12 protein-coding genes and 1 pseudogene are annotated in these 14,008 nt (G+C 62.4%); 9 read left to right on the plus strand and 4 right to left on the minus strand.

What is annotated here, in order from left to right; translation table 11 throughout:
* Positions 1-10 precede the first annotated feature (10 nt).
* Together ACHMW6_RS21105 and ACHMW6_RS21110 are read left to right on the plus strand one after the other, a co-directional pair.
* Positions 11-2,173 carry a molybdopterin cofactor-binding domain-containing protein gene (locus ACHMW6_RS21105; RefSeq protein WP_395399620.1) on the plus strand — a complete coding sequence of 721 codons (2,163 nt, stop codon included), beginning with the start codon at positions 11-13 and terminating at the stop codon, positions 2,171-2,173.
* 239 nt (positions 2,174-2,412) lie between these two features.
* Positions 2,413-3,429 carry a diguanylate cyclase gene (locus ACHMW6_RS21110; RefSeq protein ID WP_395399622.1) on the plus strand — a complete coding sequence of 339 codons (1,017 nt, stop codon included), beginning with the start codon at positions 2,413-2,415 and terminating at the stop codon, positions 3,427-3,429.
* 155 nt (positions 3,430-3,584) lie between these two features.
* Here ACHMW6_RS21110 and ACHMW6_RS21115 read toward each other — a convergent pair whose 3' ends face one another.
* Positions 3,585-6,866 carry a sugar-binding domain-containing protein gene (locus ACHMW6_RS21115; RefSeq protein ID WP_395399624.1) on the minus strand — a complete coding sequence of 1,094 codons (3,282 nt, stop codon included), beginning with the start codon at positions 6,864-6,866 and terminating at the stop codon, positions 3,585-3,587.
* A 153-nt stretch (positions 6,867-7,019) separates the two neighbouring features.
* On the opposite strand from ACHMW6_RS21115, the gene ACHMW6_RS21120 reads away from it, so the two are divergent.
* Positions 7,020-7,316, plus strand: coding sequence for a DUF1330 domain-containing protein (locus tag ACHMW6_RS21120; protein ID WP_395399626.1), 297 nt, complete (start codon positions 7,020-7,022; stop codon positions 7,314-7,316).
* Positions 7,317-7,407: 91 nt separating this feature from the next.
* Here the strand turns inward: ACHMW6_RS21120 and ACHMW6_RS21125 are convergent, their stop codons facing one another.
* On the minus strand, positions 7,408-8,319 hold the full coding sequence (locus ACHMW6_RS21125; RefSeq protein ID WP_395399628.1) for a LysR substrate-binding domain-containing protein: 912 nt from the start codon (positions 8,317-8,319) through the stop codon (positions 7,408-7,410).
* 97 nt (positions 8,320-8,416) lie between these two features.
* On the opposite strand from ACHMW6_RS21125, the gene ACHMW6_RS21130 reads away from it, so the two are divergent.
* The 4 genes from ACHMW6_RS21130 to ACHMW6_RS21145 all read left to right on the plus strand — a co-directional run bounded on the left by ACHMW6_RS21130 (position 8,417) and on the right by ACHMW6_RS21145 (position 11,097).
* Positions 8,417-9,814 carry an MFS transporter gene (locus tag ACHMW6_RS21130; protein WP_395399630.1) on the plus strand — a complete coding sequence of 466 codons (1,398 nt, stop codon included), beginning with the start codon at positions 8,417-8,419 and terminating at the stop codon, positions 9,812-9,814.
* Positions 9,815-9,896: 82 nt separating this feature from the next.
* On the plus strand, positions 9,897-10,265 hold the full coding sequence (locus ACHMW6_RS21135) for a nuclear transport factor 2 family protein (RefSeq protein WP_395399632.1): 369 nt from the start codon (positions 9,897-9,899) through the stop codon (positions 10,263-10,265).
* Positions 10,266-10,280: 15 nt separating this feature from the next.
* Entirely contained in the window at positions 10,281-10,499 is a 219-nt protein-coding gene (locus ACHMW6_RS21140) for a 4-oxalocrotonate tautomerase family protein (RefSeq protein ID WP_395399634.1), read from the plus strand.
* 1 nt (position 10,500) lies between these two features.
* The gene (locus ACHMW6_RS21145) at positions 10,501-11,097 is read left to right on the plus strand and encodes a flavodoxin family protein (RefSeq protein ID WP_395399636.1); all 597 of its coding nucleotides are present in this window, start codon (positions 10,501-10,503) and stop codon (positions 11,095-11,097) included.
* Between the two features lie 224 nt (positions 11,098-11,321).
* Here the strand turns inward: ACHMW6_RS21145 and ACHMW6_RS21150 are convergent.
* Positions 11,322-12,139 (minus strand): annotated as a pseudogene (locus tag ACHMW6_RS21150) (alpha/beta fold hydrolase).
* A gap of 427 nt (positions 12,140-12,566) precedes the next feature.
* Positions 12,567-12,779 (minus strand): hypothetical protein, encoded by a 213-nt coding sequence (locus tag ACHMW6_RS21155; RefSeq protein ID WP_395399638.1) that lies wholly within the window; start codon positions 12,777-12,779, stop codon positions 12,567-12,569.
* A 187-nt stretch (positions 12,780-12,966) separates the two neighbouring features.
* Between ACHMW6_RS21155 and ACHMW6_RS21160 the strand changes: the two genes are divergently transcribed.
* Positions 12,967-13,233 carry a PepSY domain-containing protein gene (locus ACHMW6_RS21160; RefSeq protein ID WP_395399640.1) on the plus strand — a complete coding sequence of 89 codons (267 nt, stop codon included), beginning with the start codon at positions 12,967-12,969 and terminating at the stop codon, positions 13,231-13,233.
* Between the two features lie 18 nt (positions 13,234-13,251).
* Complete coding sequence (locus tag ACHMW6_RS21165) at positions 13,252-13,764, plus strand: cytochrome b/b6 domain-containing protein (protein ID WP_395399642.1); 513 nt, start codon at positions 13,252-13,254, stop codon at positions 13,762-13,764.
* The last annotated feature ends 244 nt before the right edge of the window (positions 13,765-14,008 follow it).

The following is a 14,008-nucleotide window of genomic DNA, read 5'->3' on the forward strand; positions in this document are numbered from 1 at the left end:
GGAACAAGCCATGACGATCGAAAACGTAAGCCGCCGCCGCTTCTTCCATAATGCCGCCGGCCTCACGCTGGCCATCTATCTCCCGGGCGCCCTGGCCGCGCCGTCCGCGCAAGGCGCCACCGCGTCCTTCGAACCAAATGCCTTCCTGCGCATCGGCGAGGATGGCATCGTGACGGTGACTTCCAAGCACCTCGAAATGGGCCAGGGTGCCTACACCGGCCTCGCCACCATCGTGGCCGAAGAGCTGGACGCCGACTGGTCGCGCGTGCACGTCGAATCCGCGCCAGCCGACAACAAGCGCTACGCAAACCTGAACTGGGGCGCGCAAGGCACGGGCGGCAGCTCGGCCATCGCCAACTCCTGGAAGCAGCTGCGCACGGCGGGCGCCTCGGCCCGCGCCATGCTGGTTGCCGCCGCCGCGCGCCAGTGGAAAGTGCCCGCGGCGCAGATCACCGTCGACAACGGCGTGGTGCTGCACAAGGCTTCCGGCCGCAAGGCGACGTTCGGCCAGCTCGCGCATGCCGCTGCCGCCGAAACGCCGCCGGTGGACGTAAAGCTGAAAGACCCGAAAGACTTCCGCCTGATCGGCAAGCACATTCCGCGGCGCGACAGCCAGGCCAAGACCACCGGCAAAGCCGTCTTCACGCAGGACGTGCACCTGCCCGGCATGCTGACCGCGGTTGTCGCCCACCCTCCTCGTTTTGGCGCGAAAGTAAAATCCTTCGATGCCTCGAAGGCCAAGGCCATCAAGGGCGTGGTGGACGTGGTGCAGATTCCGTCCGGCATGGCCGTGCTGGCGAGGGACACATGGACAGCGCGCAAGGCCCGCGATGCGCTCGCCGTCGAATGGGACGAAAGCGCGGCTTTCAAGCTGGGGTCCGCCGAAATCATGTCTCGCTACCGCGAGCTGGCGAAGACACCTGGCATGCCGGCCGTCCGCAACGGCGATGCGGATGGCGCGATCGCCGGTGGCGCTAAGGTGCTGGAAGCAAGCTATGATTTCCCCTTCCTTGCGCATGCGTCAATGGAGCCGCTGAACTGCGTAATCCGGCTGGACAAGGAAGGCTGCACTGTCTGGAACGGCGAGCAATTACAGACCGTGGACCAGGCGCGCCTGGCTGAATTCTTCGGCCTCGCGCCGGAGAATGTACGCATCAACACCCTTTACGCGGGCGGCAGCTTTGGCCGCCGCGCCGCCAAGGATTCGGACTACATCCTCGAAGCCGCGCAGATCGTCAAAGCCATCGGCGGCCGGGCGCCGGTCAAGCTGGTATGGACGCGCGAGGATGATATGCGCGGCGGCTATTATCGTCCCATGTTCCATCACCGCCTGTGGGCGTCGCTCGACGCGCAGGGCAATCTCACCGGCTGGAAACACCGGCTGGTGGGCCAATCCATTCTCGCCAATTCGCCGTTTGCCGCGCGGGTGAAGGATGGCATTGACGATACTTCGGTGGAAGGCGCCTCCAACCTGCCGTATGCGATTCCGAACGTGCAGGTCGAGCTGCATACGCCGACCGATATCGGCGTGCCGGTGCAGTGGTGGCGCTCCGTGGGTTCGACTCACACCGCTTTCTCCACCGAGGCTTTCATCGACGAACTGGCCGCTGCCGCGGGCAAGGACCCGGTAGCGTGGCGTTTGGCCATGCTGGAGAAGCAGCCGCGCCATGCGGGCGTGCTGAAACTGGCTGCCGACAAAGCCGGCTGGGGGCAACCGCTGCGCGCTTCCACGATCTCCGGCGAGCGTCGCGGGCACGGCGTGGCTGTGCACAAGGCATTCGGCACCTTTGTTGCGCAGGTGGCCGAGGTGACGGTGAAGGCGGATGGCAGCTATCGTGTTGACCGTGTTGTATGCGCGGTGGATTGCGGTATAGTGGTCAATCCGGATGTGGTGAAGGCACAGATCGAAGGCGGGATTGGCTATGCGCTGTCCGCCGTGCTACATGGTGCGATTACGCTGACCGATGGGCAGGTGGACCAGTCCAACTTCCACGATTATCAGCCGATCCGCATTACGGAGATGCCGGTGGTCGAAGTCCACATCGTGCCCTCGGCCGAAGCGCCGACCGGCATTGGCGAGCCCGGCGTCCCGCCCCTTGCCCCCGCCATCGCCAACGCCCTCGCCAACGCTACTGGCGCCCGCCGCCGCGCACTCCCCATCACGTCGGTTTAAGCCAACACTGCTCACGGCGGATCAATGATCCGCCCTACAGCCCTGCGGGGCCAGATCCGCCACACGGCCCTTCGCGCCATCGATCCACCGTACGTTCCAACGGTTCGGTGGTTACCCACCGACGCGTAGGGCGGATCATTGATCCGCCGTGTTTGCGTCATGTTGACAAAAAACCCCACCTCCGATGCTAGAATTGAACCAAGCCGTCCAGTTCGTTCCACCTGCTATCGAAGGGCGCCATGAACTCCACGCACGACGACTCCGGGAGCCTGGGTGCTCCCGAACTGGCATCAGCACTACAGTATGTCCCCGTAGGCATAACGCTGATCGACCGCCAGCTCTCGGTACGCTTCTGGAACCGCGCCTTCTGCGCAGTGCAGGACTTCCCGGCTGAACTGATGCGTCCCGGCGTGCCGATGGCAGACCTGTTCCGCTACATAGCCCGCCGCGGCGACTACGGTCCCGGCGACACCGAACAACAAGTCAACCAGCGCATCGCCCTCGCGCTGAAATTCGAACCGCACCACTTCGTGCGCACGCGCGCCGACGGCGTCGTCCTGGAAATCATGGGCCGTCCCATCGCTGGCCCCGGCGGAGACCCCGTCGGCTTCGTCACTATCTATCAGGACGTCACCACCGAAAAGCGCTACAAGGACCAGCTGGAATCGAAAAACAACGAACTGCTGACGGCGCTCTCCGACCTGCGCATGGCGCTGGACGGCAACGCGGCCCTGCAGCAGGACCGCAGCAAGTACTACCAGCTTGCAGTACGCGACCCACTGACCAATATGTTCACGCGCTACTACATGGAAGATACCGTCACGCGCATGATCGAGTTGCACGAGCGCAGCGACTCCGACAAGCTGGGCGTGCTGGCTTTCGACATCGACAATTTCAAGGCCATCAACGACACGTATGGCCACCTGGCCGGCGACACCGTCCTGCAGCGCGTGGCAAGCCTCTTCCTTGGCCAGATGCGCAAGGTGGACGTGCCGGTTCGCCTGGGCGGCGACGAATTCCTCATCTTCCTGGCCGGCGTCGGACAATCCGCCTGCGCCGTCTTCGCCGAGCGCATGCGCAACGCCTGCGCCGCGCTGCAGTTTGAAGGCGAGCTGGCCGGGCTCTCCGTCACGGTGAGCGTCGGCGTGACCGAGCACCGCCACGGCGAATCCCTGCGCACCCTCATCGAGCGCGCCGACACCGCCCTCTACGCCTCCAAGCGCGAAGGCCGCGACCGCGTAACCACCGCCGCCTAAACCCGCGGCCTAAATTCGGGGTCAGCTCTGTCATTCGGACACGCGCGCACGCTCTTTGATCTTTCTCAATACGCGATTTCGGCCATTTTCGCGTATTGATCTATCTCAAACGTTAGCGCTAGCTGTCCGAATGACAGAGCTGACCCCGAATTGGGTTAGCGTTTGGCGGGGCGGCGGTCGTCCATGCCGGCTTCGTCGACGTCGGGAGAGGAGGAGCGGGAGCGCTTGTATTCGAGGGCGCTGGTGTCTTCGGGGAGTGCGGGGCCGGTGTAGAGCACCGCCACGTCGGCCAGGGCGCTGCTGCGGTCGGCACCGAAGCCGGAGAGCGACGTCAGGCGCAGGTGGCGCGCGGTGACGGGCTGCGCGAAGCGGATGGTTTGCGGGTCGAAAGTGGAGCCCAACGTGGCGCGCGCGGCTTCGCGCCATTGCTGGCCGTCGCCGCTGACTTGCACCAGCCACTCGCGCACGTCGCCTTCGTGGTCGCGGTGGTTCTGGCGCGGCATCAGGACCAGCCCCGCAAACGGCACGGAGCGCGCGAACTCGATATTCAGCTCGGGCTGGGGACGAGGATCGGCGGCCTTCACCAGCGAGTAGGTATTCGGATCGCCATCGATGGTGTTGGCCGCATCCGGCCAGCCACTGGCTTTGGCGCCCAGCTTCTTCATCACGCGCGTATCGAACAGGGAAGCGCGGAACTCGGACGGCGCCACCTGCACGGAGGGCTGGAACGCGGCGCTTGCCATGTAGTCGAGCACTGACTTGCGCAACTGGCGCGCCACCACGCGCTCGTCCAGTTTGTTTTCCAGGTCGGCGGTGGACACCATCAGGCGCCCATTGCCCACCCGCGCTTCGAACAGCATGCCCAGTTTGTAGTTGCGGTTCCAGTCGTCGATCGGTTGCACGATGGGCTGCAGGCCGCGCGGCAGGCGGTCGAGGTTCACGGCCCGCGCGCCGGCCGCCAGCTCGGTCCACTGCCAGGTGAAATTGGATTCGCTCGGGAAGCCCGCCAGCGCTGGATGTCTGCGGTCGATCCAAAGCCCGAGCATGCGCCCCCAGCCCGGGTTCATCAGGCGATTCCAGAACACGGGGACGTCGGCCAGCGGCGGCGAGGTCCAGTCGAGGTCCGCCTTGTGCGGCATGTAGAGCACCGTGCCGCCGGCAGACAAGCGCTGCTCGGCTTCGTCCCAGGAGTGCGTGACCAGGACTGACGGCGGTACAGATTCAGCCACTTCGGAGGGATAAAGCCAGAACGTCCAGTCATTGCTCACGCGACCGCCTTCGAGTCCGACTTCGAGCTTGTACTGCGCCGGTGCAGGCAGAGACGCCAGCGGCACGTTGATGCGGCCCAGCATCGTGTTCTTTCCGATCGGGATAGATGTGGCGGCAAACGATCCGGAAGCAACCGCCCTGCCCTGCGCATCCAGCACGCGCCAGTAAGGACGGGCCGCAACCAAAGGCACAGCGCCGTAATGCGCGATTTCGACCGGCACGTCGAGCGTCTCGCGCGTGGTCCACGTGGCACGGGTCAGGCGCGCCAGCGGCACGGTCTCGCCATTGAAGCGCCTGAATTCTTCGGCCGTCGCATAGCCTTTCGGCTCCCAGAACGTATCAAGCAGACCGACCAACGCCGTACCCTGGCCCAGATAATCGTGCAGGTCAAGCAGCTGGTAGCCACTCATGCCGCGCGTGCGCAGGGTGGCTTCGATTTCTTCCTTGTAGCACAGGTACTGGTAGCGGCCGGATGCCAGCGCGAATTCCCGGTTCTTTTCCAGCACACCATGGGCGCGAGCCGAATCGCGGAAGATTTCGTAATTCCCGGGACGCAGATAGCCGGTGAATTTGTCGATCACGCTGAAGTCGGGATACGCCACCCACTGCCCCGTTTCATGCGACAGCACGGGCACGGTGATGCCCTCCAGCGAGGCCGAGTAATCGCGGCCGAACCAGCCGGTCTTGTTGCGCAGTGGCTTCGGTCCGATGCGCTGGATAGCGAGATAGTCGGTGCCTTTGTCCACATCCGGCACGGAAGGCTCGGTGTGGCCGGTGCCGTTGGTGTAGAGGCGACGCGGATCTTCCGACCGGTAATGCGCGATCCATTTGTCGAAGATCGGCTTCCAGGGGCCGGACGGCTCATTGCTGGGACTAAGCAGCAGGAAGGACGGGTGGTTGCCGTAAGTGCGGATCATGCGCTCCGTCTCTTCGTACAGCATCGTTTCGTTTTCCGGCGCCGAGAAGTTATTCCACATGCCGGGCTCCGGCTGCAGGTAGATGCCCACTTCGTCCGCTGCCTGGAAGGCCGCTTCGGGTGGCGTGAAGGAGTGGAATCGCACGTGGTTGATGCCCCAGTCCTTATTGATGCGGAAGATCTTCTTCCAGTAGGCGACGTCGGTCGGCGGGTAGCCGGTCAGCGGGAAGTCGCCGCCGTGGTGGGTGCCGCGCCAGAAGGTCGGGCGGCCGTTGACGAGAATGTCCATGCCCGCGGTCTTGATTTCGACAAAGCCGAAGGAGAGTTCGCGTTTGTCGTCCGCTCCCGCGCCGCTAAGGCGCAAGGAGAGCTTCTGCAGCACGGGCTGGAATTCATCCCAGGTTTTCGCGTTCTTCGGGTACTGCACGCGGAATTCGGCGCTGCCGCCCTGCTCCGTCCACGTCACCGGAATACGCTTTCCATTCGCGGTTAGCGCACCAGCGCCAGCACGGCCGCCGGCATTGGCGATGCGCACGCGAACGAGTGCCGAGCGGTCTTCAACGCGCGGATAGACTTGCGCGTCATCGATATACACCGGCGTGGTCGCGCGCAGCTCCACCTTGCCGACAATCCCGTTCCAGCTCATGCCCAGCGAGTCGGACACGCTGTGCGCATCCGGACGGTACTTCATCAACAAGCGGCTGTCCACGCGCACCGAGATGCGGTGCTTGCCCGGCGTGAGCTGGCCCAGTTCATAGGCGTGTTCCGCCACCAGGCTGCGATTGATGCCGATCTGGCGGTCGTCCACCCACACCGTCGATCCCCAGCGTGGACGCTCCATGAACAGCTGCACGCGCTTGCCTTTCCACGCGGCCGGCACGTCGACCTCACGTTGGTACCAGGCGGCGCCGAGGTAGTGGCGCGGGGGCTGGCTGAGGAAAGGCACCTTGACCTTGCCGGGTGTGGTGTAGGCCTTGTAATCCTCGCGCAGGCTCCAGCTCTTGTCGTACAGGGAGAGCACCCACGGCGTTTGCGTGCTGATCTCGTCGCCATAGCCTTGCGCGTTCAGGATGCCGGGCAACTGGATGCGCTCATCGAGCGTGCGGCCATACCAGCGCTGGCTCTCGCCCTGGTCTTCGCGGTCCAGCGCGAAGCGCCAGGTGCCGGACAGGTTGATCACGTCCGCCGCCCATGCGGGCAGCACGAGGAAGGCGCTGGCGGCCAGCGCGGCGAGGAGCGGTTTTCGGGTCATGCGGGGGATGGTAATACAGCTTTTGCGCTGTATTTGAGCATGATGGTGATTGATTACATGGCGTAGCAAGTGCTTTGCCCGCCGGCCCGTTTATCGTTATTGTCCGCCGGCCTATAGTGGACTCACCAACTTCACTAACCGAAAGGAAGAATCATGAAAAAGGGATACTGGACCGTCGCTTACCGCAATATTCCGGATTTTGCATCCGTGAAGGCCTATGCGGCTGCTGCCAATCCGATCATCGCATCTTATGGCGGGAAGGTGCTGGGGTTTGCGGGCGACGATATTGTGGTACATGAACAGGGGATGCCGCTGTTGTCGGTGATCGTGGAATTCGACAATGTGCAGAAGGCGCGCGAGGCCTATAACGATCCGGCTTATCTGGCCACCCTCGAAATGTTTGCGCCGGGGACGGAGAGGGATTTCCGGATTTTCGAGGGTGCGGTTTAAGCCGCGGACACGCACACACGGCGGATCAATGATCCGCCCTACGCACCGTCGATAACATCACCTTTTTTGGCCCGAAGGGCTGTAGGGCGGATCATTGATCCGCCGTGTGTGCGTCGACGACGACGTCACCTCCTCCCACCGGCTTCTCGCCAAAACTGGCAATAAACGCATCGCGAGCCGCATGATGCGGAATATCGCGGCGCCACACGAGCAAGGTTTCCACTTCGGCCACCTCCGGCGGCAAGGTGTGGCACTGAACGGTCCGTCCCAGCCCACGCTGCCTGAGCACTTCGCGCGGCATCATGGCCACGCCCATGCCGGCGGCAACGCACCCGATGATGGCCTCAAACGTCCCAAACTCCGACACCCGCGCCGGCGCGATGCCCGCATCGGCAAACCACCACTCCAGCCGTCGCCGGTAAGAGCAGCCGCTGCGGAACCCCAGCAGCGTGCGCCGCGCCACGTCGGACGGTTGCGTGACCGGCCCCTGCAGAGCATCCGTCAGCAGCACCAATTCTTCGACAAACACCGGCACCTGTTCCAGCTCCGGCCTTTCGATCGGCGCGGCCACCAGCGCCACGTCCACCTTATGGTTGAGCACTGCCTGCACCAGGTAATCCGTCGGCCCTGTATCGAGCACCAGGTCCACCTGCGGATACTTGCGGTGGTAGCCGCCGAGTATCCGCGGCAGGCGCGCCGCGGCCGTGGTTTCCATCGACCCGATGCGCAGTTGCCCCGAAGGCTCCTGCTCGCCGCGCACCGAGGATTGCGCCTCATCGGCCAACGCCAGCAGACGGTCGGCATACTCCAGCAGCCGCGTGCCTTCGGGTGTGATCAGCATGCGCCGCCCGGAGCGGTGAAACAGCGTCACCCCCAGCGACTCTTCCAGCTGGTTCAGGCGCGCCGACACGTTCGACTGCACGCGGTGCAGCCGTGCCGCAGCCTGGGTCACGCTGCCCTCTTCGGCAACCGTCTTGAAAATGCGCAGGGAGGAAAGTTCCATTTCGTTCTCCATTGAAGATGGATTCCTTCATTATTATTCATTTTTATTGATAGGTGAAACCCCCTATAGTGCTATCAATAGAAATCGGGAGTTCACCATGAAAAAGCCTTCCCTCGCAGTCCTATTGGCGACCAGTTTCGCCTTCATCATCGTCCAGCTGGACGTCACCATCGTCAACGTGGCCCTTCCGGAAATCGGCCGGGAACTGGGGGCGGACGTGAGCCAGCTGCAATGGGTAGTCGACGCTTACACGCTGGGCTTCGCCGTCTTCCTGCTCTCTGCCGGCGTGCTGGGCGACCGCTTCGGCTCGCGCCGCGTCTTCCTCGGCGGTTTCGCTCTGTTCGCGATGGCTTCCCTTGCCTGTGCCGTGGCGCCCAGCGTGCTGGCGCTCAACCTGGCGCGCGCCGTCCAGGGCGTAGGCGCGGCGCTGCTGGTTCCCAGCTCGCTCGCGATCCTGAACACCACGTATGCGCATGACCGCGCCCAGCTGGCCAAGGCCATCGCATTGTGGACGGCGGCCGGTGGCGTCTCCATCGCGGCCGGCCCGGTGCTGGGCGGCGTACTGATGTCCTTCTCCGGCTGGCGCAGCATCTTCTGGGTCAATGTGCCGATCTCCATCATCGGCTTCTGGCTGACTTTACGCGTGGTGCCTGCCCTGCGCGGCAAGGACCCCGGCCGCACTTTCGACCTGCCGGGCCAGGTGCTCGCCATTATCGCGCTGACAGCCTTCATCGGCGCCGTGATCGAATTCAATGAACTGGGCCTGTCCAGCCATCTGGTGCAGGGCGCGCTGCTGGTCGCCCTGGTGGCGGGCGCGCTGTTCATCCGCGTAGAGCAGCGCAGCGCCGCGCCCATGCTGCCGCTTGGCCTGTTCCGCCAGATCGGCTTTTCCGGCGCCGTGCTTTTTGGCGTCTTCGTCAACTTTGCCTACTACGGCATCATCTTCGTGCTCAGCTTCTACCTGCAGAAAGTGCGCGGCTTTTCTGTGCTGCACGCGGGCCTGATCTTTCTGCCACTGACGGGCACCTTCATCTTCTCGAATATCGCCAGCGGCAAACTGCAGGGAAAGATGGGCTCGCGCGTTCCGATGATCGTGGGCGGTCTGATTGGTGGCGCGGGCTATGCGCTGCTGGGCGTGTTCGGCGTATCCGCCAATGCCAGCTTCCTCGAAATGCTGCCGGGACTGGCCCTGATCCCTGCCGGCATGGGTCTCGCCGTGCCCGCGATGACCACGTCCATTCTTTCAGCCGTGGACAAGAGCCAGGCCGGCACCGCCTCGGCCGTGCTGAATACCGCGCGCCAGGTGGGCGGCGCCATGGGCGTGGCCATCTATGGAGCCCTGATTGCGGGGTCTGACCCCGACACGGCGATCCACGGCATTCAGCTGGCCCTCGTGATCTCCACCAGCCTGCTGCTGCTGGGCGCCCTCGTCGCCTGGCATTCGATCGCCGCGCCGCGCGCGCAGGCCCCACTTATTACATCAGGTAGCAAGTGAAGTGCGCAATTCCATCTTTATTGATGGGTGAGTCGGTCATATAGTGAATCCAACGAAACACACTTCGCAGGAGCAAGCAAAAATGGCTACTCACCCTGAAATCATGAACCTGGTTGACCGCTACTTCACCGGCGTCTTCAACGGCGACACTGAACTGCTGGCCACCCTGTTCGATCCGGCTGCCCAGGTCTACGGCGTGATCGACGGTGCGCCTTACCACAAGACTGCTTTTGACTACATGGCTGGCGTAGCCAAGCGCCAGAGCCCGGCCTCGCTGGGCGAACCCTACCGCATGCGTACCCTGGCGGTGGATGTACTCGGCGACATCGCAAATGTCCGCCTGCACTCCCCGATGCTGGGCTTCGATTACCACCTGTACCTGACGCTGGCCAAGCGCCAGGATGGCTGGAAAATCGTGAACAAAACCTTTACTCATCCCTCTTCAAACTAATCAAGGAGATTCACCATGCCATACGTAAACATCCGCGTCACCAAGGAAGGCGTGACCCCCGAACAGAAACTGGAACTGATCAAAGGCTCCACCGAACTGCTGCAGCGCGTTCTGAACAAGAACCCGGCCACCACCTTCGTGATCATCGATGAAGTGGAAACCGACAACTGGGGCATCGGCTACGACAACGTCACGACCCTGCGCGCGCAAGCAGCCGCCGCGAAGGCCAAATAGAATGAGCTTCCTTGATTTCTTCCGCAATAAGGACATCACCATGAAGTCGAACATCGTCATCGTTTATCACAGTGGCTACGGCCACACCTCCAAAGTGGCCGAGGCAGTGGCCGCAGGGAGCGGCGGCAAGCTGCTCGCCATCGACGCCGACGGCAACCTGCCGGAAGGCGGCTGGGAAGTGCTGGACAGCGCCAAGGCCATCATCTTCGGCAGCCCGACCTATATGGGCAATGTGAGCTGGCAGTTCAAGAAGTTTGCCGACCAGTCGTCCAAGGTGTGGTTCAGCCAGGGCTGGAAGGACAAGCTGGGCGCCGCCTTCACCAATTCCGCCTCCGTGGCTGGCGACAAGCAAACCACGCTGTACACCATGTTCACCCTGGCGCAGCAGCACGGCATGCTGTGGGCCGGCACCGGCATGATGCCCAGCAACGCCAAGGCGGCCAAGCGTGACGACATCAACTATCTGTCCTCCTTCGCCGGACTAGCCACCGCTTCGCCTTCCGACGCTTCGGTGGATGAAGTGCCGCAGGGCGACCTGGCCACCGCGAAGCTGTTCGGCGAGCGCATCGCCGCCGCCGCCCAGCGCCTGGCAGCGTAGTCTAACGCTGAAGCGCCCCCAGCCCCCTTAGAACCCAAGGCAAAAATCAAGTGTCAGGCACATCGTGCCTGACACTAGGTTCACGCCTTGGGTTTTACGCATCCAGAAACGGCAGGTTAATAGTAAACCTGCCTCCCCCTCCCCGCCCCTCGCTAAAGGCCGACACCCGCACCCATGGAGCGCGCCACTCGAATTGCCTGTTTCTAGTTCGGGCTGGCGTCCCGTCAAGATTTGATAAACGCGAGGAGGTCGGGGTTGAGTACGTCTGCGTGGGTGGTCAGCATGCCATGCGGGAAGCCAGGGTATGCCTTCAGCTTACCGTTCGCGAGCAGGTCGACCGCGCGCGGCACCGCACTGGCGAACGGGACGATCTGGTCGTCTTCGCCATGCATAACCAGGACTGGCACAGTGATCTTCTTCAGATCTTCGGTGTAGTCCTCCAGCCAGGAGGAGACGGTCTCGTAATGGGCCAGGGCGCCGCCGGCCATGCCCTGGCGCCACCAGTTGGCGATCACCGCCTCAGACGGCTTGGCACCCGGACGGTTGAATCCGTAGAACGGACCCTCCGGGACTGCCCGGTAAAACTCCGACCGGTTGCCAAGCATTCCTGACTTAACCGCGTCGAACCACTCCCTCGGCTGACCGGCAGGATTCTCGTTGGTTTTCACCATGTTCGGCGTCAACGAGGCCACCAGCACTGCCTTAGCGACCCGCTCCTGGTGGCGAGCGACGTAGCGGGCCACCTCGCCGCCGCCGGTGGAGTGCCCGATGTGGATCGCGTCGCGGAGGCCGAGGTGTTCGGTCAATGCAGCGAGGTCGGCGACCCAGTGGTCCATGTCGTTGCCGGTGCCGACTTGCTCGGACCGACCGTGCCCACGCCGGTCATGGGCGATCACCCGGTAGCCGTGCTGAAGGAAAAACATCATCTGGGCGTCCCAGTCGTCGGCCGACAGAGGCCAGCCGTGGCTGAAGACGATCGGCTGACCGGTCCCCCAGTCCTTATAGAGATCTTTACGCCGTCCGGAGTGGTGATCGTAGGCATCGCTGGTACCTCCAATAAGAGAGTGATTGAAGTGTTGGTGCTCCTGGCGCCTGAACGCATCGAATACAAGAATCGGCCTATGATTGAGCACTCGGAATGGAGGTCATAGGGTACACCCGCTGGTGGACTCGTTGTGAAATTTGGGTATGTTTTTTGATTGCCAGGGCGGATGTGCCGTAGCCCATCTTGCCGCATCGAAGGTGATGCTGCATGCAAGAACAACGTGTCGAGAAGGTCTGTTAGCTAGGGCCGATTCTAGTGCGCATTTCAAACCAGCGCGGCTTGCGCCTGCCTCGAATGCCTAAGCGACAATGCACATTGGTCTAGCAGGCTGTGGCGCCAACTCCACGTGGCTATCCTGGCTCCATGTCCGCTTTCGGCCGGGTCCGGTCAGCTTAGCAACGCAGTCCGATCACCTACACATATATCAAAGATCTGCTTCAAATTTCTCTTTTACCAGCGACAGGAAACGTTCGGCTACAAACCATCGCGTGAAGCCGCAAGTTCCGCAGACGACTATTCGATATTTAGCGCCATGGAGGCTGCCAACGGGGAGTAGTTCACCATTTGCGCCAGGAGCGATTTCTTTCGAAAAATGCTCGTTGCCACCACATTCTGTACATGATTTCGCACTTGCCATCGTTTTTGCTCCTCCAGTCGTATGGCCTGATCATGAGCATACCATCTTGCCCATTTGAAAATGCGCAGAATCCCACCTCTTAAAGTGCTGTATGCGCTGCGGCGGCTTTCGAGAGCGAGCGGCGGTAGACTCAAAATACTGCATGCTAATATGCCCACTTCGAACAATCGACGAACGGAGCTGACCTATGTTTAGAATCCTGTTTGCCTCTCTGCTGGCCGTCAGCGCCGGAAGCGCGCTCGCAGGCGCCAAGTGCGAGAAGCACCCCAAGGAAGAATGGATGAAGGAAGCTGACGCGAAGGCCAAGCTGGAAGCGGAAGGCTACAAGATCAAGAAATTCAAGGTCGATGGCCAGTGCTACGAGATCTACGGCCATAACAAGGAAGGCAAGAAGGTCGAAATCTATTTCGACACCAAGACCCTGGCCATCGTTAAAGCGGAAATCGAAAAGTAAGGGCCGCCGCGCATCATCATGGTCAAGGTCTGGGACCGCGTTGTGCGCTGCACCCATTGGAGCGTTGCCGCGCTGGTCTTTTTTCAGTTCCTGAACGAGGACGGCGCAGCGCTGCATCGCTACGCCGGCTACCTGGCCGGCGCCCTGGTTCTCTTGCGGCTGGCGTGGAGTACGCGCGCGTCCGGCTTTGCGCACTATTCCAAGTGGCTGCCTTCAGTGACTCGGATAAAGACCTATCTGCGCGCCGCCCGCCATGGCCGCGCGCCGCGCATGCTGGGCCTGAATCCGCTCGGCGCCTGTATGGCCCTGCTGATTTGGTCGCTGATCCTGCTGCTTGCAGCCAGTGGCTGGATGATGGGATTGGACATGTTCTGGGGCGACGAATGGCTGGAGGACATCCACGCCCTGCTCGCATGGAGCCTGCTCGGCTGCGTCGCCATCCACGTCACGGCTGTTATCGCCACCAGCGTGCGGCATAAAGAGAACTTGCCCAAGGCAATGCTCACCGGCCGCAAGCGCCCACTCGACTGAAGAAAAAAGGCTCTTCGCGGATGCACGGGGAAACGCCTGCAGGCTCGCCCATCACCCCACACCCGCATTGCGTGTATAGGGAGGGGTACTTGGTTTTTCGGTTTTTACTAAAACGCGATATCCCTTACTACTCCATGCTGGTTGTCGCTATTTCGTCGGGGTTTTCGCGATCCGGGGAACGAATTCGCGCTGCCCCCTCCAACGAACACAGGCCACGAACATTTAGTGCCGATTCGCGTTCTGA

It is taken from the genome of Pseudoduganella sp. UC29_106 (assembly GCF_044055365.1).
In the GTDB taxonomy this organism is placed as follows: domain Bacteria; phylum Pseudomonadota; class Gammaproteobacteria; order Burkholderiales; family Burkholderiaceae_D; genus Rugamonas.